Source organism: Pseudomonas sp. GW821-FHT09E04, assembly GCF_059416185.1.
In genome coordinates, this window is the sequence record NZ_JBWKOR010000002.1 from 147,745 (window position 1) to 170,292 (window position 22,548).

Annotated in this window: 15 protein-coding genes; all 15 read right to left on the reverse strand. The window is 61.5% G+C overall.

The annotated features are described in order from the left end of the window. Positions 1-26 precede the first annotated feature (26 nt). The 15 genes from AC07N4_RS06980 to flgH all read right to left on the reverse strand — a co-directional run bounded on the left by AC07N4_RS06980 (position 27) and on the right by flgH (position 22,532). Positions 27-2,951: a glycosyltransferase family 2 protein gene (locus AC07N4_RS06980; RefSeq protein WP_493065492.1), complete on the reverse strand. Its 2,925-nt coding sequence runs from the start codon at positions 2,949-2,951 to the stop codon at positions 27-29. Positions 2,952-3,000: 49 nt separating this feature from the next. Then, entirely contained in the window at positions 3,001-3,729 is a 729-nt protein-coding gene (locus AC07N4_RS06985) for a cephalosporin hydroxylase family protein (protein WP_102620328.1), read from the reverse strand. Between the two features lie 29 nt (positions 3,730-3,758). Further along, positions 3,759-4,424 carry an acetyltransferase gene (locus AC07N4_RS06990; protein WP_493065491.1) on the reverse strand — a complete coding sequence of 222 codons (666 nt, stop codon included), beginning with the start codon at positions 4,422-4,424 and terminating at the stop codon, positions 3,759-3,761. Next, positions 4,421-5,542 (reverse strand): DegT/DnrJ/EryC1/StrS family aminotransferase, encoded by a 1,122-nt coding sequence (locus tag AC07N4_RS06995; RefSeq protein ID WP_096822201.1) that lies wholly within the window; start codon positions 5,540-5,542, stop codon positions 4,421-4,423. Before AC07N4_RS06995 ends, AC07N4_RS06990 begins: the two co-directional genes overlap by 4 nt. Continuing rightward, positions 5,539-6,765 carry a methyltransferase domain-containing protein gene (locus AC07N4_RS07000; RefSeq protein ID WP_493065490.1) on the reverse strand — a complete coding sequence of 409 codons (1,227 nt, stop codon included), beginning with the start codon at positions 6,763-6,765 and terminating at the stop codon, positions 5,539-5,541. Before AC07N4_RS07000 ends, AC07N4_RS06995 begins: the two co-directional genes overlap by 4 nt. Beyond that, positions 6,762-7,322, reverse strand: a complete 561-nt coding sequence (rfbC, locus tag AC07N4_RS07005; RefSeq protein WP_096822203.1) for a dTDP-4-dehydrorhamnose 3,5-epimerase — start codon at positions 7,320-7,322, stop codon at positions 6,762-6,764. Before rfbC ends, AC07N4_RS07000 begins: the two co-directional genes overlap by 4 nt. Beyond that, positions 7,319-8,401 (reverse strand): CDP-glucose 4,6-dehydratase, encoded by a 1,083-nt coding sequence (rfbG, locus tag AC07N4_RS07010; protein WP_096822204.1) that lies wholly within the window; start codon positions 8,399-8,401, stop codon positions 7,319-7,321. The genes rfbC and rfbG overlap by 4 nt, the downstream gene beginning before the upstream one ends. After that, positions 8,383-9,156, reverse strand: coding sequence for a glucose-1-phosphate cytidylyltransferase (rfbF, locus tag AC07N4_RS07015; RefSeq protein WP_096822205.1), 774 nt, complete (start codon positions 9,154-9,156; stop codon positions 8,383-8,385). Before rfbF ends, rfbG begins: the two co-directional genes overlap by 19 nt. 254 nt (positions 9,157-9,410) lie before the next feature. Beyond that, positions 9,411-11,819: a calcium-binding protein gene (locus AC07N4_RS07020; protein WP_493065489.1), complete on the reverse strand. Its 2,409-nt coding sequence runs from the start codon at positions 11,817-11,819 to the stop codon at positions 9,411-9,413. Between the two features lie 235 nt (positions 11,820-12,054). After that, a complete protein-coding gene (locus tag AC07N4_RS07025) occupies positions 12,055-15,651 on the reverse strand; it encodes a glycosyltransferase (protein ID WP_495077479.1) in 3,597 nt (1,198 codons plus the stop codon). A gap of 113 nt (positions 15,652-15,764) precedes the next feature. After that, complete coding sequence (locus tag AC07N4_RS07030; protein WP_096822207.1) at positions 15,765-17,336, reverse strand: flagellar hook-associated protein 3; 1,572 nt, start codon at positions 17,334-17,336, stop codon at positions 15,765-15,767. Positions 17,337-17,349: 13 nt separating this feature from the next. After that, on the reverse strand, positions 17,350-19,395 hold the full coding sequence (flgK, locus tag AC07N4_RS07035) for a flagellar hook-associated protein FlgK (protein WP_096822208.1): 2,046 nt from the start codon (positions 19,393-19,395) through the stop codon (positions 17,350-17,352). A 21-nt stretch (positions 19,396-19,416) separates the two neighbouring features. Then, a complete protein-coding gene (flgJ, locus tag AC07N4_RS07040; RefSeq protein WP_493065488.1) occupies positions 19,417-20,709 on the reverse strand; it encodes a flagellar assembly peptidoglycan hydrolase FlgJ in 1,293 nt (430 codons plus the stop codon). Positions 20,710-20,720: 11 nt separating this feature from the next. Next, positions 20,721-21,809 carry a flagellar basal body P-ring protein FlgI gene (locus AC07N4_RS07045; RefSeq protein WP_080593281.1) on the reverse strand — a complete coding sequence of 363 codons (1,089 nt, stop codon included), beginning with the start codon at positions 21,807-21,809 and terminating at the stop codon, positions 20,721-20,723. Positions 21,810-21,836: 27 nt separating this feature from the next. Continuing rightward, on the reverse strand, positions 21,837-22,532 hold the full coding sequence (flgH, locus tag AC07N4_RS07050) for a flagellar basal body L-ring protein FlgH (protein WP_007965503.1): 696 nt from the start codon (positions 22,530-22,532) through the stop codon (positions 21,837-21,839). Between the last annotated feature and the right edge of the window lie 16 nt (positions 22,533-22,548).

Sequence of the window (22,548 nt, forward strand, 5' to 3'; positions counted from 1 at the left end):
AGTCCTGTTTCCTGTGCCCCAAGGCGTCAGCCGAGCCACTGCGCCCAGTTCACCGCAGCACGCTCGTTCAGAGCAAAGTCTTTGCCGTTCAGGATCAGGTTCGGGTTGCCGGCCGGGTCCTGAGCGAAGACGGAGAACCACTTCTCAGCCAGTGCTTCCAGCGCCTGTGGCGCTTGTGGCAATTGCCCGCCATGAAGCACCTGTACCAACGGCGTCCACACGGTGAGGTAACCGGCCTGACCGGCCTTGAGGCACAGGTCGACATCGCTGAAACCGTCGCCGAAGCTTTCGGTGTCCAGGCCGCCCAGGGCGTCGAACAACTCTTTGTTCACCATCAGGCACACGCCCGATACGGCCGAGTAGTTCTGATCAACCTGCAGACGGTGCATGTAACCTTCGGCGTCGTGCTTCTCGCCAATGAAGGCCGAACCGACGGTGCCTTCCTTGCCGAGAATCAGACCGGCCTGGGAAATTTTCCCGTCGCGATCGACCAGTTTCGGCCCGACGATACCGACTTCAGGACGCTGGGCATGGTTGAGCAGCGACTCGATCCAGTTCGGGTTGACCACCTCACTGTCGGCCGCCATCAGCACCAGGTATTCACCCTGTGCCTCTTGGCTGGCAGCGTTGCACAGGGCCGCATCGCCAAGCGGCTGATCGGCGTGCAGAACGCGGACCTTGGCGTGGTTCAAGGTGCCCAGCCAGTCGTTGACGGCCGCCGACTGATTCGGTCGGGCTGCGAGCAACACTTCATAGCGGGTGTAGCGGGTTCTCAGCAGCACACCGTCCAGGCAGCGTTGCAGGGCCGGCAGATCATCGCTGGCCGGCAGGATGATCGACACCAGTGGCTGTTCGGCATGGCGATAATCGATCTGATAGGTGCCCGGTTCCTTCGAGGTGATCTTGGCCTTGTAGCCACGATTGCCCAGGTGACGCAGCAGGGCCTGACGCTCGTCGGCGTTTTCTTCCAGGACCGAACTGCGAGTGATCAGCAGCGGCTCGTCGAGGTGCGCCAGACCGCCCAGGCCACCCTGTTCGATGATGCGCAGCAGCAGATCGAATTCCAGCGCCTTGCTGAAGTCCGCCTGATAACCGCCCGCCTCGATCAGCACCTCGCGACGGATCAGCCAGTGCCGCGCCATCAGCGCCGGCAGGCTTTGCAGCAGGTCGAGGTTGAAGCCCGGACGGAACACATCCACCAGGGCGCCTTCGGCGTTGCGCTGGATTTCATCGGTGGCCACCGCGCGGCAACCTTCGGCCGACGCCAGTTCCAGACCGGCGCGCAGCAGACCGCCAGCGGTGAACTCGTCGCCCGCTTCGGCCAGCAGCAGCCAGTCGCACGGCGACTGACGAACGCTCTGGTTCAGCTTGTCGACGAAGTTGCCGGACGAGACCCGCACAAAGTGCAGGGTGTTCTGCGCGGTGGTCGCCGCCGGCGGTTCGCCCGTGGTGAACACCACCACTTTGAACGCCTTGCTGTGGCCTTCGAGCAAGCTGTCCAGGGTGACCTGCAACTTGTCGATGTCGTTATCCAGGTCGAGCAGGAAAATACCGAACTGCGGACCTCCGCCATTGGCTGCCAGGTCGCGGGCAATCGCCCCGGCCTGTTCGTCATCGGGCTGACGCGCATCGAGCCATTTGAGCAACCGGCCAGTGCGCATTTTGCTGAATGTCGCCTGATTGCCTTCCAGCGATGCCGCTTCCAGACGCGCATTCCACTCACGCAGTTTTTCGGCGTCCTCGTCTTCACCCAGCAATTGCAACTGCGCCACCAGACGTTTGATCACGGTGCGGTTGAACACGTTGCTGTCGTGGGCTTGCCACAAACGGTCCACCACGCTTTCCGGCGTGTCGTTGTTGCGGGCCAGCATCAGGTTCTCCTGACGGGCCCAGATGCCCTCCAGCCCTTGCAACTGAATGCGCCCGGCCGGCATGGCGTGCAACAGAAACTCGAAGTGGGTCAGTTGATCGAAAAACGCCTGATTGTAGAACGGCATTTCGACGTACTGTTTCGGGCCGAAGCGGCGCTGCGGGCCGGCCTCGATGTTGGTCCACGCCGATTCCAGAATCAGCTCGGCGGTCAGTGCGCGACCGGTGCGCAGGCTGTCGGCCAGCGCTTCGAAACTCTTCAGGACAAAGGCTTTGCCTTGCTCCGGGCTTTCATGCCGGACTTGCGTCGGCAGGCCGGCCAGAAACTCGGCAAAGGCCTCGCGCTCGGCGACGGACTTGGCGTCGGTGTACGCCAGCGAGTGGAAAATTTCGGTGCTGTGGTCGGAGTGCTGATAGTTGATTTCACGCACAACGTAAGGGATCGGCAGAATCCGTGCCTTGCCCCGCGCCAGCATGTAGTACGTGTGACCGACTTCCTGCCACTGGAAGATCGTGTCTTCGGGCATCGCCTTGTACCAGTCGCGCATGATGTCGGAGCGCTGCACCGCGTAAAACGGTGGCAGGTACTGGTACATGTAATCCACCAGGCGATCCTGGGCCAGGTCGGCCGAGTAGTCCTCGCAGACTTTCTTGTCACGACGGTAGTAGCTGACGCCGTTGGCCAGCGCCAGGTACATCATGCTGTAGCCGTGGCACATGCTGTAATCGGGGTTGGCGTCCATGAAGGCAACGGCTTCGTGCAAGGCATCGTGCACCAGGAAGTCATCGTCGGCGGCGAACACCATGTAAGGGGTCTGCAACTGCTCGATACCGTAGGCCAGTTTGGCGCGAATGCCCCAATAGCCGAACTGCGGCAGGTGCTGATAATCCACGTTGGCAAATTGCCCGGCCACACCCGGCAATGCCTCGGCGGACGAGTCCAGCACCAGAATCCTGCACGGCAGGGTGCTGTAGAAACGCACGGCCCTGCGCAGAAACGCCGGGCGTTCGTGAGATATCAGCACAACGGTCAACTGTTCGTTGAGTGCCAAACCGTGTCCAGAACTGTTCTTGCCTTGCATATATTCCCCACAAGCGGCGAGTCGCCGAAAACTCTACGTTGTTTGTCGATTAACGTACGCGGCGCAGATAACCATCCGGCGCGACTGTGATCAGCAACTTGCTGTGTATGGCCTGATCGATTTCGAAATCACGGTTCTCTTCCAGGTACGCCCACACGGCGGTTTTCGGGTTGTCACCCTTGCCCCACGGACGATCCGGGAACGCGTCTTCCGGCATGTCTTCGACCACGGTGTCCATGACCACGCAGTAGCTGCCCACCGAAACCATCGGTGCGTACAGGCGCAGCTCTTCGAGGACGTGCTCGTGGGTGTGGTTGGAGTCCAGCACCACCAGCACTTTCTTGCCCTGCACGCGTTCACGCACCTGGTCGACAATCGCGGTGTCGATGCTCGAACCCTGGATCATGCTGATCCGCTTGAACATCGGGTGCGCTTCGATGGCTTCGCGGTTGTGCTGGCGGATATCGATGTCGACACCCAGCACTTCGCCGTGGCCGATCAGTTCCAGGATCGAGGCGTAGAACACCAGCGAACCGCCGTGGGCAATACCGGTTTCAACGATCACGTCCGGACGCAGGTTCCAGATGATTTCCTGCATGGCGACCATGTCCTGGGGGAACTGAATGATCGGCCGGCCCATCCAGCTGAAGTTGTAGGTGTATTTGTGCTTGGCAGTGGTGGCGACCCAGTCCAGGGACTCGGTTTGCAGTGCCTTGTCTTCCTGCAGGCCTTCGATGTTGGCTTTTACTTCTTCGCGAAACTGCTCATGTGGATTCATTGCAACTCTCCAAAAATTCGGGAAACGGCTTACTTGAACACCTTGGCGTCCGGGTAAGGCACCGTGTTGTTCTTGATGATCCTGGCGGGATTGCCCACCACGACCGAAAAATCCGGGACATCTTTCGTCACCACGGCACCGGCGCCGATGGTCACCCAGCGACCGATGCGCAGGCGCGGCAGGATCGTGGCGTTGGTACCGATGAAGGTGCCGTCACCGATCTCCACGCAACCGGCGATACAAACGCCGGGGGCCATGAACACCGAGTGGCCGATCCGTCCCTCATGCCCCACCACACTGCCGGCGCTGATGCTGGTGTTGTCGCCGAGTTCGACCTCAGCCTGCATCAACACGCCTTCCTGCAGGTAACTGCCCTGCCCCATGCGAATCATGCTCAGGTCGATGCCGGGGTGGATGAACTGACCCAGTCGCGCACCAGCCTCGACCAACTGGCAGGTGGTTTCGTAGCGTAAACGGGTACTGCCGGTGATCAGATTGACGAAGCGCACGTCCGGCCCATTGAGTTCGGCCACCCGCTCCGAACCGCCGACCACCGGCACGCCATAAAACAGCGTGCCGTGCTTGCGCGGATCGTTGTCGAGAAACGCAAACTCGATGTTCGGCGTGCTGCGCCTGACGGCCTGCAGCATGCGCACCGCTTCCGGGTTGGCGGCGCCCAGCAGATACATCTTCACGGTGCTTTCCTGCTGGCCAGCAAGTCGAGCACCACTTGCACCACGCGCTGCTGATCGGCGTCAGTCATTTCGTGATAACTCGGCAGGTTGAAGGCACGCTCGGGCAACGCGAACGCCAGCGGGGTGTCGACCACGTATTCGCTGAACATCGGCAGCGACGACAGCGGCCAGAAAAACACCCGGGCGTCGATATCCGCCGCCTGGAAAGCCGCAATCAACTGATCGCGATGGATGCCGGTGTCGGCATCGAACACCACGGTCGGCATCCAGTAACCATTGCGCCCATGGGCCGGTTCCGGATTGAGCGATACGCCCGGCACACCTTCAAGCGCCTGCGCATAGTTGGCGAAAATCGCCCGCTTGCGCTCGATCAACTCTTCGATGCGCTCGACCTGAGCGCAGCCGACCGCCGCCTGCAGGTTGCTCATCTTGTATTTGAAGCCGACGAATTCCGGCCAGAACTGCTTGGTACTGCCCGCGACCCGGCCATGGTTGGACAGGGTCAGCACGCGCTCGTACAAGGCCTTGTCCGAGGTGACGAACATGCCGCCTTCGCCGGTGGTCATGGTCTTGGTGCCGTGGAACGAAAAGGCGCCGAAGGCACCGAGCGAACCCGCTGCCTTGCCACGCCATTGCGAACCGATGGCTTCAGCCGCGTCCTCGATCACGGGAATGCCGAACTCCTTGCCGATGGCCAGCAAGGCATCCATGTCGCAAAGATTGCCGTAGAGGTGAACTGCCAGAATGGCTTTGGTGCGCGGGCTGATCGCGTTTCTGACCTGTTGCGGATCCAGACACCAGCTATCGGCCAGCACATCGACAAAGACCGGGGTCGCCCCCAGGTAAGTGATCGGCGCTGCCGAAGCGATCCAGTTGGTATTGGCCAGGATCACTTCATCGCCGGCGCCGACACCCAATGCCGCCATGCCCATGTGCAAGGCCCCGGTGCAACTGGAGGTGGCGATTGCATAGGTCGCACCCAGATGCTCGGCGAAGCCGTGCTCGAAGCGGGTCAGGTATTCGTAGCAACGCGCGCCCCAGCCGTTCTGCACGGCATCCAGGGCATATTGCGCTTCGAGTTCGCCGACACTCGGTTTGGTGTAGTGGATTCTGCTCATTGAATGCTCAACTCCGGAACGGCGACGACAAAGCGTGCACCCCATGTTTTGGCTTCGGCCAGTTGTTGCGTCACTTCGCTCAACAGGTTCCAGGGCAGAACCAGAATGTAATCCGGCCGCTCTTGCGCAATGCGCTCGGGTGCCACGATCGGAATGCGGCTGCCCGGCAGGAACTTGCCCTGCTTGTGCGGGTTGGCATCGGCAACCCACGCCAGCAGATCCGCTCTCACGCCGGCATAGTTGAGCAAGGTGTTGCCCTTGGCTGCCGCGCCATAACCGACCACACGCTTGCCCTCGGCCTTGGCCTGCAACAGGAAGCGCAGCAGCTGGTGCTTGATGTTTTCGGCGGCCGGCGCCAGCGTCGCGTAGTACCCGGCAGTTTTCACGCCAGCGTCGAGTTCGGCCTGCAACTGTTGCTGAACCGCCGGTTGCACGGCACGGCGTTCGCCATCCTTGCGCTGCACGAACACGCGCAGCGATCCGCCATGGGTGGTCAACGGGCTGACGTCGAACACTTCCAGACCGTTGCGCTCGCACAGCGTTTGCACGGCGGTCAGGGACAGGTAGGAATAGTGCTCGTGGTACAGCGTGTCGAACTGCGCGCCGGCCATCAGCGTCAGCAGTTGCGGGAATTCGAACGTGGCAACGCCGGCGGGCTTGAGCAGCGCGGCGAAACCACCGAGGAAGTCATTGATGTCCGGCACGTGGGCCAGCACGTTGTTGGCGGCCATCAGATCGGCGCCCCAGCCTTCGCTTTTCAACTGGGCGGCGGTGTCGCGACCGAAGAACAGTTCACGAATCTCCAGGCCTTTTTCCCGCGCTGCCTGCGCGGTGCTGCGAGTCGGCTCGACGCCCAGGCACTGGATACCGCGACCGGCTACGTACTGCAGCAGGTAACCGTCGTTGGCGGCGACTTCCACCACGCGGCTGTCAGCCGTCAGGCCAAAGCGCTCGACCATCTCGGCCACATAACGCTCGGCGTGGGCCAGCCAAGTGCTGGAGAACGAACTGAAGTAGGCGTACTCGGCATCGAACAGGCTGTCGGCGCTGGTGTAATCCTCGGTCTGGACCAACCAGCATTGCTGGCACACGGCGACCTTCAAGGGCACCCATTGTTCGGCCTGTTCCAGCCGATCGGCGTGCACGTAGGCGTTGGACGGCGGCGAGGTGCCGAGGTCGATCAGCGGCAGACTCAGCGGTGCGGCGCACCCACGGCAGTTCATAGACGCACTCCAGCAAAGTGTTGATCGAGCGCGGGATGGCTGGAATCACGCGCTGACAAATTATTGACAGGCAACGGCCAGGCAATCGCCAGCCGTGGATCGTTCACCGACAGGCCGGCCTCGTGCTCCGGCGCGTAATCGGCGCTGTGCAGGTAAAGCAACTCGGCATCCTCGGTGAGGGTCTGGAAGCCATGGGCGAAGCCGGCCGGAATCAACAGGCTGCGACCGTCGCCGGCCTTCAGGTGCTCGGCGTGCCAGTGCAGGAAGGTTTCGGAGTCCGGGCGCAGGTCCACCGCCACGTCCCACACTTCACCGCGCAGGCAGGTGATCAACTTGGCTTCCGGCGCGTTGGCGTTCTGGTAATGCAAACCGCGCACACTGCCCTTTTCGCGAGTGCAGGAGTGGTTGATCTGGCGGATGTGAAACTCGGCGCCGAACGCACTCAGGCTACCCTCGCAGAACAGCCGGGCGAAGTGCCCGCGCTGATCTTCGAAGCGTTTGTGCTGGACGCTGAACAACCCGGCCAGCGGTAACTGTTTCAAGGAAAACTCGCTCACAGCGCGCCCCGGTACAGGTTCAGTTGACCGAGAGTGACGGTGCGCATGTCGTCGCCGTTCTGCCACGCCAGGTGCCAGTCGAGGGTCTGGGTCAGGCATTGCTGCAGCGACCAGCGCGGTTGCCAGCCAAGGACCTGACGGGCGCGGCTGCTGTCCAGACGCAGCAGACCGGCTTCGTGCAGTTCGCTCGGTTCGATGCGCAGACCACGGGCCTGTGGCCAGCGATTGGCGAGCAGTTCGACCACTTCGCCGACGCTGCACATGTCCGTTTCGCCCGGGCCGAAGTTCCACGCCCCGGCGTATTCCGGGCCCTCTTCGTAGAGCCCGGCGGCCAGTTGCAGGTAGCCGGCCAGCGGCTCCAGCGCGTGTTGCCACGGGCGCACGGCTTGCGGGTAACGCAGGGTCACCGGCTCGTCGGCCGACCAGGCTTTCAGTACGTCGGGAATCAGGCGCTCAGGGGCGAAGTCACCGCCACCCAGCACGTTGCCGGCTCGCGCGGTGGCCAGGGCCAGACCGTGTTCGGCGTACTTGTCGGCCGGGAAGAACGACGCGGCATAAGACTGCGCCAACAACTCGCAGCAAGCCTTGCTGCTGCTGTAAGGGTCGTGTCCACCGAGGGCTTCGTCCTCGCGGTAGGGCCACAGCCATTCCTTGTTGGCGTAGACCTTGTCGGTGGTCACCAACACACAGGCCCGCACACAACCGACCTGACGAATCGCTTCAAGCAGGTTCAGGGTGCCCATGACGTTGCTGGAATACGTGCCGAGCGGATCGCGATAACCTTCGCGCACCAGCGGCTGGGCCGCCAGGTGCAGGACGATCTCAGGCTCGGTGTCGGCGATGATCTCGAGCAAGGCACCGAGGTCACGCAGGTCGCCGCGCTGGTCGTTGATGCCTTCGTGCACCCGCGCCAGTTCGAACAGGCTAGGCTCGGTCGACGGGTCGAGGGAAAAACCGCTGACTTGCGCGCCGAGGCTTTGCAGCCACAGGGTCAGCCAGCTGCCCTTGAAACCGGTGTGACCGGTGACCAGAACCCGCTTGCCGCGCCAGAATTCCGGACTCAGTCCCATTGCTTCCATGGGGCCTCCCCGGTCTGCCACAGCGCTTCGAGGTGATTCTTGTCGCGCAGGGTATCCATCGGTTGCCAGAAACCGTCGTGCTGATAAGCCATCAGCTCGCCACGCTCGGCCAGGCCATCCAGCGGGCCGGACTCCCACGACGTCTCGTCGCCTTCGATCAGCGGCAGGACTTTCGGCGACAACACAAAGAATCCGCCATTGATCCAGCCACCGTCGCCACGGGGTTTTTCAGTGAACCCCAGTACGCGATCGCCTTCACGGTTCAGCGCGCCGTAACGTCCCGGCGGCTGTACGGCGGTGACGGTCGCCAACTTGCCGTGGGTCAGGTGGAAATCCACCAACGAGCTGATGTTCAGGTCCGAGACACCGTCGCCATAGGTGAAGCAGAAGGCTTTTTCGTTTTCCAGATAGCGTGCGGCGCGGCGCAGACGGCCACCGGTCATGGTTTCCTCGCCGGTGTCGATCAGTGTCACGCGCCACGGCTCGCTGTAGTTCTGGTGAACGTCCATGCGGTTTTCACGCATGTCGAACGTCACGTCGGAGGTGTGCAGGAAGTAGTTGGCGAAGAAGTCCTTGATCGCGTAGCCCTTGTAGCCAAGGCAAATCACGAAGTCATGAATTCCGTGTGCGGAATACTGTTTCATGATGTGCCAGAGAATTGGCTTGCCGCCGATTTCGATCATCGGTTTGGGCTTGAGGTGCGACTCTTCACTGATGCGAGTGCCCAGGCCACCCGCCAAAATAACTGCCTTCATGGTCTCCCCTCTCGTTCGTCACAGGGCTGCGCGCGGCTTTATGAGCTTTGCGGCCTTCTGGCTAAACCTTTCTGCCGGTCCGGGCGCAGGTGCAATGACCGCGAGCGCTCGTTTTATGGCGATTTGAGGGGGACTTGCAGGAAACGCGCCAGCTCCGCCGACGCTGCGTCGATGGGGACACGGGCATGAAAAAAGGGATGCGTCCGTTGCCGGACCCATCCCTTTCATCGAGCGGTTTCAGTGAATCGACCGGATCAACCGAACAGGGCAAACCCGTCGGCAGCGGTTGGCAGGTTGTAGGCCTGGCCGTCCGCGGTCTGGATGTGCTCGATGTTGTTGAAGCCCGCATACCAGCCTGCCAGTTTCACACCACTGGTCGGCGCACCGACGCTGCCGTCATTGGCGCTGTGCAAATAGGCGTCGTCGCCGATACGGGTCACGTTCAACTGGCTGGCATTGGCAATGGTGTTCAGGATCAGGGTGTCGTTCAGGCTGGTGCCGCCGTCCTGAATCACCACCAGACCGGAGGTGTTCACCACGTAAGTGTCATCACCTTCACCGCCATTGGCGAAACCACCGGAGGCCTGCTGGCCGGCCAGATTGAGAATCAACCGGTCGTCACCCTCGCCACCGAACAACGAGTAGGCGCTGCCCTTGCCGGTCAATACGTCGTCGCCAATACCGCCGATGGCGCTGCCGTTGAACACTGTCACGGTGTCATTGCCGTCCTCACCGAATGCATTGGTACCCAGATCATTTTCGGCACTGACAATCACATCGTCGCCCGCCCCGCCATACAACTGATCGGCCTGCGCATTATCGGCCACACCTTCGAGGCTGAACGGTCCGATGTCGGACACCAGGCCGCCGTAGATAACGTCGTTGCCGTCACCGCCATTGATCAGATCGCTGCCGCGCCCGCCTTCCAGGTAGTTGTCCGCTTCGTTGCCGGTCAAGGTGTCGTCGAAATGGCTGCCCATCACGCCTTCGACATTGGTCAGCGTATCGCCCTGCGCATCACCACCCAGGTTGATGCCGGTCTGCAGATTGATCTCTACCGCCGAGGCACTGGTGAGGTACCAGACGTTATCGATGCCATCGCGACCATCGATCGAATCACCGCCGCCACCTCCGATGAACGTTTCATTGCCGGCCGAACCGATGAAGTCATCAAAATACTGACTGCCCTCGATCAATTCGATGCTGGTGTATTCAGGCATCGGGTCCCAGGGCTTGTAGGCGGCACCGCTCAGGTCGATCGCCATCGGCATGGTGGCGTATTTGAAACTGAGCAGATCCTGCCCCTGTCCGCCATCCAGGCCGAAATACCAGGGCATGCCGGTCGCGTAAAAGGTGTCGCTGAAGTCACTGCCACGGATGATCTCGATGTTCTGGAACGTATCGCCGTCAGCGATCCCCGAAAACTCCCGGGTTGCCCAGTTCAGCGTCATGGCCACCGTGCTGTCGCCGTAGCTGAGCACATCGATACCGTCGCCACCGTCGAAGGAGTCACCCTTGGCACCGCCGAACAGCACGTCGTTGCCACTGCCGCCGACGATCGTGTTCCAGGTGTCATTGCCGTAGCCGGTGAAGTCGCCGGTCCCGGTGTACGTGAGGTTTTCAACGAACGGATCCAGGTGCATCACAGACAGCGTGGTGTACACCTGATCGGTGCCGCCCATGAAGCCCTCGACTTCTTCGATGGTCACACCGGTGCTGTTGATGAAGTACACATCGTTCCAATCGCCACCGGCCAGGGTCACGCCACCGATGCTGGCGGTGAACTGATCCGCATTGTTGGTGCCAATGATCTTTTCGACATTGCGAAAGGTGTCGCCCACTGCATTGATACCACTGCCGATCTCGATGGTGACCGGCCCCGCGGTCTGGAAATAGCTCACCGTGTCGTAGCCATCGGAACCGTCAATGATCATCGACCCTTCGGAGCGATAGATCAGATCATCGAACTTCGAACCTTCAATGGCTTCGATACCGGTGAAGGTATCTCCGTAGGCAATGGTCAACCAGTCATAGTTGCTCCAGTCCCCGACTCTCACCCCTTCGAGACTGTCGCTGTAGCTGACGGTATCGAAACCCTCGCCACCCACGAAGTGATCCGCCCCGTCGCCGCCCCACAGCCAGTCGTTGCCGGCACCGCCAATGATTTCGTTGTCGGTGTCACTGCCGTAGGCCTTGAAATCACCCGTACCGGTGAAGGTCAGTTTCTCGATGAAGGGGTCCATCTTGATGGTGTTGAGACTGGTGCGAAGTTCGTCGTAACCGCCGTAGCTTTCTTCGATGATGGTCACGCCTTCGCTGCCGACGATGTACACATCGTCACCCCAGCTACCGTCCAGCGTCACACCGGCAACGTTGCCGGTGAAGGTGTCGTTGAAAGATGTACCGATGACTTTCTCGACATTGAGCAAGGTATCGCGCTTGCCCTCGGCGCCGGTGACAGTCCACGCGTCATTGCCGATCTCGACATTGACTGCCGAAGACAGCACGCGATAGTCCGCCGTATCAAACCCCTCGCCCCCATCCAGCACGTCCGATCCGCCACTGCCGATCAACTGGTCATCCGACTCCAGTCCATAGAGTTCGTCATTACCATCGGTGCCCATCAGGTAATCCACATCACTCGTTCCATTTACTACTGACATTTGCTTCTTCCTTGCGTTGTTGTTGAGGCTGGAAACCTGCAATCCCGGGCACCGCTCGCCCCCTCTGCGTCAATCGTCCGAGACCGGCTATCAAGGGGTATCGACAGAGGATTGCGGCGGCTTGAGGTGCCGGGCAAAAAAAGTATCAGTGTTGATACAAATACGAATTTCGAGGTGAAAAAAAGGCGACTGCAAAAGTCGCCTGTTTTTTTGGGGGGTAGCGTCCGTGGACCGGTCAGTCCGCCAGCCAGCCGTTTTCCCAGTAACGCAGGTTGTCGCCGCGCAAGACGTAGTCGCGCAACACGACCTCGCGCAACTCGTCGCCCATGCGGTAGCTGGCGTCCGGATCGGCCAGGTGCATGCGGATCGCCTGCAGCCACTCATCCGTGGTGTTGGTCTTGATCCGGGTGCACGGCAGGTAACCGCGATAGGCCTCGGTGTCGGTGCAGATCACCGGGTAGCCACAGGCGCCGTACTCCAACAGACGCAGGTTGCTCTTGCAGTCGTTGAAGATGTGGAACTCCAGCGGTGCTAGCGCCAGATCCAGATTGAGGCTGGCCAGTTTCGCCGGGTACACATCGAGGCCGATCACGCCGTGGAACTCATGCATGTACGGCCGCAGATCGTCCGGGCACATGCCGAAAAACACCCAGTCGACTTCATTGGCCAATTCGCGCACCACATCGGCGATCACCGCCAGGTCACCGTGGTGGCTGGTGCCACCGCCCCAGCCGACCCGAGGTTTTTTCGAGGTACGGCGCTGGCTGCGCAAATCGCTCCACATGTTTTTGGCCAGCATGTTCGGGACCACGCGGATGTCGCTGTGCATGCTCGACAGTGCGTTACCCAACGGCGCCGTGGACACCACGACCCGGTCGCACATGCCGATCGCACGCCGGACCAGTTTTTCCATCTCGTCCTTGTTCGGCATGTTGCGGATGTGCGCATTGCGATGGGGAACGTCGATCACGTAGTCATCGAGCTCGTAGATCCGCCGGGCACTCGAGTACTTCTGCAAGCTTGGAATTTCGTTGATCGGTGCTTCGGCATAACGCCCCTGCAGAATGATCACGTCAGGGGACTGGCGCTCGACTTCGATGATGGTCGGCAGGTTGTAATGAATCCGTCCCAGTGCCCTGCCCGCCGCTTCCAGCTCGATCAGGGGCTGAGTCACACGGTAGTGACCGATCGCCGATGCGTTGACCGGCAATGCGAGAATCTTGGGCAATTGCGGCTGCGAAAACGGACTCCAGCCGGTACGCAGGCCAGGATCGAGACTGAAGCTCGAGCCCCCCAGGCCGTTCAGCGACAGGTTGGCGTTGTAGGCCGGATCCCGTGCGACGACCGGCAGCCAGCGCTTGTAGAAAGTTTCCTGCTCCTGGCCAAGCGCTGCTTCTTCGCCTTCCTTCGGGGCTTGCGCCGGTTGCGCGCCCAACGCCAGCTGCGCGTAAGGCGTCCACACCACCAGGTAACCTTCCTGGCCGACTCGCAGGCACAGATCCACTTCGTTGAGCGACTGCGCCAGCGCCTGCTCATCGAGCCCGTTGACGGCATCGAACACAGCCTTGCGCACCATCAGGCAATCACTGCCGACGGCGCTCAGGTCGTGAGCGACCAATAGCCGGTACATGTAACCCGTCGCCTGCAACGACTCGCCGTAAAACGGTACGCCGGCCGGCCCTTGCAGGCCGAGGATCAGACCGGCATGCAAGACCCGCCCGTCCGGGTTGAACAGTTTGGCCCCCACCACGCCGACTTCGGGGCGCTGGGCGTGATTGAGCATTTCCGCCAGCCAGTCGCCATGGGTGATCACGGCGTAAGGGTTGAGCAGCAAGACGTATTCGCCCCGCGCCTGGCTCACCGCGAGATTGCGCACGGCGGCCATGTTGTCTTGCTGCGGGCAATCGAGGACACGAATCCGCTCGCTGCCCAATTGCGCCATGCCGTCAAACCAGGTCTGCGCCTCGACGCCCTGACTGCCGTTGTCGACCAGCAGCAACTCGTACTCGGCGTAGGCGGTCTTCTCCAGCAGGCTCTCGACACAGCGCTGCACGGCGGCCGTCTGATCCTTGCTGACAATGACGATCGACACCAACGGTTGCCGGCCATGGTGGTAATCCACGCGGTTCAGCAGCGCCGAGGCGCCGTTGCGGATTTCATGGGCAATGCCCAGACGGTCAAGGTGCGCCGAGATCAACTGCGAATTGCCGTCAGCCATTTGCGGTTCCGACAACCACTTGGCGAGGTCGAATGCCGACTCCAGCAGCACTTCGGAAATATGGCCAATGACCTGCGTGCCGTCGTTCTCGACCATGCGCCACAACACATCGTGGGGCGCCAGCTCGCCAAACGCGGAATCGAAACCGCCGAGTGCCAGGAACCGTTCGCGCTCGAACGCCAGGGCCCGGCCCACATAGGGGTAGCTGCGCATCAGGTCCAGGTTGAAGTCCGGCTTGAACACCGGCTCGGTCGACTCGCCCTCGCTCAAACCACCTTCATCGCTGTAAAGGCAGGTAACGGTTCGCGAGAGCGCAATGCGCTCGGCCATCACCAGCAGCGCCGGCACCACCAGACGATCACCGGCACGCAGCAGGTAGAACCAGTCGGCACCTTCCAGCTGCGGCAAGAGTTCGTTGATCTGCTGTTGCCAGTCATCCTGCAACGGCATGCGCAAGACGCGCTCTTCGAGCTGCGTCTCGGTGCAGGAGGCGGACAACACAAGGGTCAACTCGGGCAGGTATTCCTGTGCCTCGAGCGATTGCAGGGTGAGATCCAGCGCCGAGCGACTGCCCTGCTCGTCAATGATCAGCGGCACGATTTTCGGTACGCGCGGCCATGCCGCGAGCGTGTCCGGCAGCAGTTCGCGCTGGCCTTCGGTCAAGTTGCGGCATGCCAGCCACTGCGCATACAACTCGGCAAAACTGACACTGGAAACGCCGACATGCCAATCCTGGGTAGTCTGTTTGGTGCCCAACGTCCGGCTCAGCGGCAACTCTTCCCAGACCCGTGGCGCTTCCTGCGCCTTGGTGATCGGCACATAACGCACCCAGCCCGGCGCCGGGGCCGATTCGCCACTGCGCGCCTTGAGCATCTGCGACAACCACTGGCGTTCGGTGTACGCAGCATCGCGCATTGCCTGTTGGCCACTCAAGCGCTCGGCGTACAGGCGCTCGACGCTCAGGACGTGATTCGAAACCACCAGGTTGCCGCGACGCAACAGGCAGACGTACAACGCAAAATCCAGGGTCGCGACAAAGCAGGTTTCGGGAGTGGTCAAGGCCGGGAGAAGCTCCAGCACATCGGCCCGGCGAAACAGTGCATTGCTGAAACCGCCGAGAATGTTGACCGGGAAATTCTCGAAAATCGCCAGCAGGTCATCCCCCTTGAACAGTCCGCACACCGGCGACAACGGGGTATTTTCCAGGCGTGAAGGCAACGGGCGGTCGTCGGCATCCCAGAACAGACGCTGGGCGAGCACCAGATTGACGTCCTGCTGATCGATGAGAACCTGTGCCTGGCGCTCGATGCACGTGCCGAACAATTGGTCGTCATCACACAGAAACTTGATGAACTCGCCCTGCGCCTGCTCAAGGCACGCATGCAGATTGCCGACCAGCCCGAGCGTGCGCGCATTGCGCACGTAGCGCACGGCCACGCCGGAACTCTCGATCACCGAGGCGACGGTGGTTTCAATCTCGTTGCCGCGACTGTCGTCGCAGACAATGACTTCAAGATTGCCATAGCCCTGGCTCACCGCACTGAGCAATGCCCGTTCGAAGAAACGTGGATTGAAGGCAGGAATGACCAGGCTGACGAGAGGAAGTGAATTCACGGCGGGCTCACAGGCGGTGCGAGCCCGCTCAGAAAAGCGAGCCCTTGAAACCGCTAAAGACATTGACTATTGAAGGGACAGGGCAAAACGGGCGCCAGCGCGCCCGGCTACCGTCAGATCTTGTTGAACAGACCCAGCTGGCTGATTTTGCTGAATGCCAGTTGCGAGGCCTGCAGCATGGTCTGCTGCAAGGTCAGGCGGGTCATCACTTCGGCAGGATCCGAATCACGGATCGAACCCTGAGTGGTGGTATTCGCCTGAGTCAGGCTCTGGTTGGTGGTGTTCTGGTCATCCAGCGACTGTCCGCGAGCACCGATCGAAGTCACCGCCGAACCAATCTGATTGGCCGCGCTGTCGATGTTGCCCAGCGCCGACTCCATGGCACCCTGGAATTTCTGCTTGGCCACCGGATTTCCGTCGATCGGCGCATTCAGTGCCGTGACCATCTGGCCCAGGGTGTCGAGCACGTTCTGGGTCTGGTGGTTGTTGGACTGGATCGAGAACTGATCACCCGCACCCGGCGTACCGCCGAATGTGAAGGTCACACCCGCTGCCGTGGCGTTGGCGCCGACCATGGTGCCCGACGACACTGGCTTGCTGTCAGCTGTCACTGGCGCTGCATACAGGTCGAAATTGGTGGCACTGGTGAACTTCAGGATCGCACCGCCGCCCGACGGGAATGCCGCGTCGTAGGCCGCCTGGTTGGTCACGCCGGAGCCGGTGATGACCGCCGTCGACGCATTGCCCGCGCTGCGCGAGGTGGTGAACGAGTCAGGCGTGGCCGCCAGCTGAAAGCTGTGGCCGGCAATGACCGCATCCGGGTTGGTGTCGCCAGGCTTGAGGTTGATGTTCAACTTCAGATCGACGCCACGGAAGCTGACGGTCTGGTTGGCGCCGTTGCTGTTGGTGATCGCGCCGTTCTGGCTGGCTTCGGTCGTCACGTCGTTGCCCAGGGCATCGGTGATTTTCAACTGAGTGCTGCTGATGAAATCCACGGTGTACGGCTGACCGGCCGCGAACTTGGCGTTGTACGTCGCGGCGGTGCCAACGATACCGTTGGTCAGCACCACGCGGCCATCATCGGGGGTTGGCGCGGTCATGCTGGTCGTGGTGCGGCTGGTGTTGATGGTCTGCTGGAACGCATCCCAGCCAGTGGTATTGGAGGCCACCGAAAGACCGTCGCCAATGCCCAGATTGATCTGGGTCTGGTCACCATTGTAGGTGTAAGTGCCATCGGCATTTTGCGAGTACGGCGCGGTATCGGTCTTGGAACCGGAAAACAGGTAATTGCCGTTGGCGTCCTTGGAGTTCATCAGGCCCAGCACTTGTTGCTGGATCTGGCTCAGCTCGGCCGCGTAGGCCTTGCGGTCAGTGTCAGTGGCGATGCCGTTGTTGGCGGCCAGGCCGATTTCCTTGGCGCGCTGCAAGGCCGTGGTGATGGAGTTCAACGTGGACTCCTGCACGGTCAGCGCACTCTTGGTGGTATCGATGTTGCCCTGATACTGCTCGAGCATCGAGGCCTGCTGACCCAGCTTGAGCAGACGCCCGGCGCCGATCGGATCGTCGGCAGCGGTGTTGATGCGCTGCAGGCTGCTCGCCTCGTTGGCGGTCGCGACAGTCTTGCTGTAGTTGCGCTGATATTGAGCAGCTTGTGTCGCGTAATACTGGGCGGTGGAAATGCGCATGAATTACGGCTCCTTAAAGACTGTTGATCAGCGTTGCGAAGGTTTCCTGCGCAGCCTTGATGATTTGCGAAGAGGCGGTGTAGTACTGCTGATACTTGACCAGGTTGCCGGTTTCTTCGTCCAGGTTGACCTGGGACAGCGAATCGCGCGCACCCTGTGCCTGATCCAGAATCACCGTGGTGGCGGCGCTGTCGGACTTGCTCTGAGCAGCCTTGGTACCGACGTTGGTCACCAGCTTGTTGTAGGCGTCAGTCAGGCTGATGCCCTTGCTCGCCGTGCCGGTATCCACGGTCTGTTTGGTCTGCAAGCCAACCAGCGCCTGCGCGTTGCGGTTGTCCGAAGAAGCCGCGCCGGTCAGGTTGATCGTGAAGGTTTCGCCTGGCTTCGGCGTCGCGCCCACGGTGGTCTGCACGGTAAAGGTTTTCTGCACGTTCGGCGTGACCGAGGTATCCATCACCGGAGCACCGGTGGAGTCGACCATGCCGATCTTGAGGTTCAGGGTGTTGGCCTGCCCCGGCACGATGGTGCCGGAACCGATGGTGTTGCCCTTGGCATCGACCATGTTGTACGACTGGCTGCCGCTGGCGACCGCACCCATGACCAGTTTGACCGGCGTCGAGTACTTGAGCGCATTCTGCAGCTCGGCCTGGGAGGCCGGGTTGGTGATGTCGAGGGTGTCGATCAGCGTCGGCTGCGTGTAGGTGCCGGAATTGTTGGCACTGGCCACACCGGTCAACGGTGCTGCCGCCGCGATTTTCTTCGGATCGGTGAGCACGGTCTGGATGGTGCTGCCGGCGTTACGGGTCGGGGTCACCTTGAAGGTGTCGCCGGCGCTCAACGCACCGCCATTGAGGGCCAGGGTGAAGCCGTCGATCACTGGCGGTGGCGTGGTCGTGGTGCTGAACGAACCCATGTCGGTACCGTCCGAGCGCTTGACCGAGTAGTTGGTCGCGCTGGTGAAGGTGACCTGGTAGTCGCTGGTGGTCAGCTTGCCGGTGTCCTTGATGGTGACATCAAGGTTGCCGGAACCTGCACTGTTGGTCGACTGGGCAATGCTGCGCTGGCTGATCAGTGCGGCACTGTTGATGTCGTTGAAAATGGCCGCGCCGAAGTCACCGTTCTTGTCGATGCCCTGGGCTTGCTGGCGATTCATCTGGTCGGCAATGACCAGTGCTACACGGCCCAGCTCGTTGAGCGAAGGGTTGAGCACTTCATTGCGATAGGTCAGCAGACCACCGATTTCACCGCCGCTCATCACCGAGGTGATGTCGAGGGTGCTTGAGCCGCGATCCATCTGGATGCCCATGCGCGACGGGTCGTCCTTGCTCGGCACGGTGCTCAGGGTGTTGGTGGTGTTGCCGATGACCAGTGGCTGACCGCTGCCGACGTAGACGTCGAAACTGCTGCCGCGCTCGACAACTTGCGCACCGGTCAACTCGGAGAGCTGACGCACGGCTTCGTTGCGGCTGTCGAGCAGATCGTTCGGTTGGCCGCCGCTGGTGGAAACCTCGCCGATCTTCTGGTTCAGGTTGGCAATCGCGGTGGCCAGTTTGTTCACCTGGGACGTCATGTCCGACAGGTTGCCGTTGATCGTGGTGTTCTGATCGTTCAGCTGTTTGGCCAGCGCGTTGAAGCGGCTGGTCAGGGCCTGCGCACCGGTCAGTACCGACTGACGGGAAGTGTCGTCGGTCGCCGAGGTCGCTACACCTTGCATCGAGGTGAAGAATTTCTGCAGCACACCGGTCAGGCCCGTGTTGGTGTCGGACAGCGAGGCGTCCAGCGCGGTCGCCTGTGCACCGTACGCGGCCGCTTCGCTGTTGAGCGAGGTGGCGGTGTGCAGTTGTGTTTCGAGGTAAGAGTTGTACACCCGGCGCACGTCGGCCAGGGTCGTGCCCGTGCCGATGAAGACGTTGCCGAACTGCTGCGAGGACTTGGTGCCCTGCACGGTTTGCTGGCGTGAATAACCGGCGGTGTCGACGTTGGCAATGTTGTTACCTGTCACAGCCAGAGAGGACGAACTCGCGGCCAACCCCGACATCCCGATATTGAGCAAACTCATGATTCAAACCTTACCTTGTGTTTATAAAGGCGTTGTTGAAACGCCGGCCGCAGCGTAGTTCTGATTTACCGTCATCTGCCTGGCAATCTGCGAAATCTTGCTTGCGTAGTTCGGGTCGGTTGCGTAACCGGCCTTTTGCAACTCGCGTACAAACTGTTCTGGGTTATCGGCCGACTTCAGCACATCTTGATAGCGATTATTGCTCTGCAGCAAAGTCACCAGATCGTGGAAGCTGTCCTTGTACGAGGCGTAGGAACGGAACTCCGCCGTCTCCTTGACCATCTGCCCATTGCGGAACTCGCTGGTGATCGCACGAGCCGAATCGCCCTGCCAGTTGCTGCTGGCCTTGATGCCGAACAGGTTGTGACTGCTGGTGCCGTCCTGGGCGCGCATGACCGACTTGCCATAGCCGGTTTCGAGCGCAGCCTGAGCCACCAGGTAACGCGGATCGACACCGATGCGCGCGGCCGCTTCTTTGGCCATCGGCAGCATGGTGCTGACGAATTCGTCGGCGTTGCTGAATGCCTTCTTCGCCGGCGCCAGCGGGATCTGTGCCATGGCGCGACCGTAAATCTGCATCTGCCCGCCAGAGGCCTTGTCCGCCTCGGCGCGGGCCAGCCAGTCGCCGTTGTACAGCGGACCGGAACCGGTGGCAGCGGCCGTCGTGGCGCGTTGCGGCAATTGAGTGGCCGCCGTCGGCGTGGCCGAAGGCACCAGACCGGCGAGCAAGCGATCAGCCAGTTTCGGCGGCAGCGCCAGGCGACGCTGGTTGATCATTTCCATGTCGTTGCGATGGGTCAGCTGAGTGTTCGGCGCATGCACCGAACGCGAAGCCCACAACGGACGTTCGCCATTGAGGCGCGACAGCGGACCGTTGGTGGCTACGGTGCCGGCGGCAATCGGCGTTTCCACCGCAGCGGCCTTGGCCAGGGCTTCCTGCTGCTTGGCAGCCGACGCGGCGGCGGCCTCACCCGGCGCCATCGGTTTGTTCTTCGACATCTGCTTCATCAGCACGTCGGCCAGACCGATACCACCGCCCTCGCGGGACAGGGAAACCGCCAGTTGCTGGTCGTACATTTCCTGATACTGCTTGGCTGCCGGGGTGTTGAGCGGGTTGTCCTGGCCCAGCGTTTCAGTGGCCGAACGCATCGACTTGAGCATTTCACCGAGGAACAGCGATTCGAATTCCTGCGCAACCTTGCGCATGTTCCCGTCGCTGTTCTTGTCGCCGACCTTGAGCTGGTTCAGACGATTGAGGTCGGAGTACGAACCCGAATCGCTGCTGCTGACCAGACCGCTTTTGCGCATATCCATGAGTGCCGTCCTCAGATCACGATCAGGTCGGCTTGCAACGCGCCGGCCTGCTTCAGTGCTTCGAGAATGGCCATCAGGTCACCCGGCGCCGCGCCGACCTGGTTCACCGCACGCACGATTTCGTCGAGGGTGGTGCCCGGGCCGAACTTGAACATCGGCTTGGCTTCCTGCTGAGCATTCACCCGCGAGCGCGGCACCACGGCTGTCTGACCATTGGACAGCGGGCCCGGCTGGCTGACGATCGGGTCTTCGGTGATGGTCACGGTCAGGCTGCCGTGGGTCACGGCGGCCGGCGAAACTTTCACGTTCTGGCCGATGACGATGGTGCCGGTACGCGAATTGATGATGACTTTCGCCACGGCCTGGCCCGGGTCGACTTCGAGGTTTTCCAGGATCGACAGATAGTCGACACGCTGACTCGGATCGAGCGGCGCGGTGACGCGGATCGAACCACCGTCGATGGCCTGGGCAACGCCAGGGCCGAGCATGTCGTTGATCTTGTCGACGATGCGCTTGGCGGTGGTGAAGTCGGAACGGTTGAGGTTCAGCGTCAGGCTGTTGCCCTGGTTGAAACCGCTCGGCACCGAACGTTCGACCGATGCACCGCCCGGGATGCGACCGGCCGACGGAACGTTGACGGTGATCTTCGAACCGTCACGACCTTCAGCATCGAAACCGCCGACCACCAGGTTGCCCTGAGCGATGGCGTAGACGTTGCCGTCGATACCCTTGAGCGGGGTCAGCAACAGGGTGCCGCCGCGCAGGCTCTTGGAGTTACCGATGGAAGAAACGGTGATGTCGACCTGCTGACCCGGTTTGGCGAACGCCGGCAGATCGGCACTCACCGATACCGCCGCGACGTTTTTCAACTGCACGTTGCCCGATCCCGGCGGCACCTTGATGCCGAACTGCGAGAGCATGTTGTTGAAGGTCTGCAGGGTGAACGGGGTTTGCGTCGTCTGGTCGCCGGTGCCGTTAAGCCCGACCACCAGGCCGTAGCCGATCAACTGGTTGGAACGCACGCCAGAGATGCTGGCGATATCTTTCAGCCGCTCGGCGTGGGCACCAAAGGCTGCGGACATCAACGCCGCAGCGAGCATGAGGCTCTTGAAATTCAACGTAGCCACCTAGAAAGGGAACAGCGGGCTGAGGAAGAAACGGTCGAACCAGCCTGGCTGACTCGCATCGGCGAACGAACCGGTGCCCGAGTAGGTGATGCGCGCATCGGCGACCCGGGTCGACGACACGGTGTTGTCGGTGGCGATGTCATCGGCACGAACAAGACCGGCGATCCGCACCAGCTCATCACCGGTGTTGAGGGTCATCCACTTCTCGCCGCGCACAGCGATGATGCCGTTGGGCAGCACGTCGGCGACGGTCACGGTGATCGAACCGGTCAGGGTGTTGCCCTGGGCCGCCTTGCTGTCGCCCTTGGTCGCACGGTCGCCGCTGTAGCCGACGTCCAGGCTCAGGTCGTTACCGCCCAACGGGTTGTTGGTGGTGCCGCTGCCGCCGAACAACGAAGTCAGGCCGATGCCGGTCTTGCTGTTCTTGGCCACTTGCGAGTTGGCGTTCTTGCTGGCCTGAGTCTTCTCGTTCAGGGTGATGGTGATGATGTCACCGACCCGGAACGCCTTGCGGTCGCTGTACAGGTTCTGTTCGAAACCGGCCTGATAGATCGAGCCGTTGTTGGCGGCCGCCGGCAACGGCGTCCGCGGCAACACCGGGGCGTAGTAAGGGTCATTGGGCTTGGGCGTCGGAGCGACGCAGCCCGCGAGCGAGACCACCCCACCCAATGCCAGAACAGATACGAAGCGTTTCATGACCCTTACCTCACGG

What these genes read in the sequence shown, in the direction of transcription:
- AC07N4_RS06980 (WP_493065492.1), bottom strand. Translation starts at nt 2,951, where the DNA reads ATGCAAGGCAAGAACAGTTCTGGACACGGTTTGGCACTCAACGAACAG.
- AC07N4_RS06985 (WP_102620328.1), bottom strand. Translation starts at nt 3,729, where the DNA reads ATGAATCCACATGAGCAGTTTCGCGAAGAAGTAAAAGCCAACATCGAA.
- AC07N4_RS06995 (WP_096822201.1), bottom strand. Translation starts at nt 5,542, where the DNA reads ATGAGCAGAATCCACTACACCAAACCGAGTGTCGGCGAACTCGAAGCG.
- AC07N4_RS07000 (WP_493065490.1), bottom strand. Translation starts at nt 6,765, where the DNA reads ATGAACTGCCGTGGGTGCGCCGCACCGCTGAGTCTGCCGCTGATCGAC.
- rfbG (WP_096822204.1), bottom strand. Translation starts at nt 8,401, where the DNA reads ATGGAAGCAATGGGACTGAGTCCGGAATTCTGGCGCGGCAAGCGGGTT.
- rfbF (WP_096822205.1), bottom strand. Translation starts at nt 9,156, where the DNA reads ATGAAGGCAGTTATTTTGGCGGGTGGCCTGGGCACTCGCATCAGTGAA.
- AC07N4_RS07020 (WP_493065489.1), bottom strand. Translation starts at nt 11,819, where the DNA reads ATGTCAGTAGTAAATGGAACGAGTGATGTGGATTACCTGATGGGCACC.
- AC07N4_RS07030 (WP_096822207.1), bottom strand. Translation starts at nt 17,336, where the DNA reads ATGCGCATTTCCACCGCCCAGTATTACGCGACACAAGCTGCTCAATAT.
- flgK (WP_096822208.1), bottom strand. Translation starts at nt 19,395, where the DNA reads ATGAGTTTGCTCAATATCGGGATGTCGGGGTTGGCCGCGAGTTCGTCC.
- flgJ (WP_493065488.1), bottom strand. Translation starts at nt 20,709, where the DNA reads ATGGATATGCGCAAAAGCGGTCTGGTCAGCAGCAGCGATTCGGGTTCG.
- AC07N4_RS07045 (WP_080593281.1), bottom strand. Translation starts at nt 21,809, where the DNA reads ATGCTCGCTGCGGCGTTGATGTCCGCAGCCTTTGGTGCCCACGCCGAG.
- flgH (WP_007965503.1), bottom strand. Translation starts at nt 22,532, where the DNA reads ATGAAACGCTTCGTATCTGTTCTGGCATTGGGTGGGGTGGTCTCGCTC.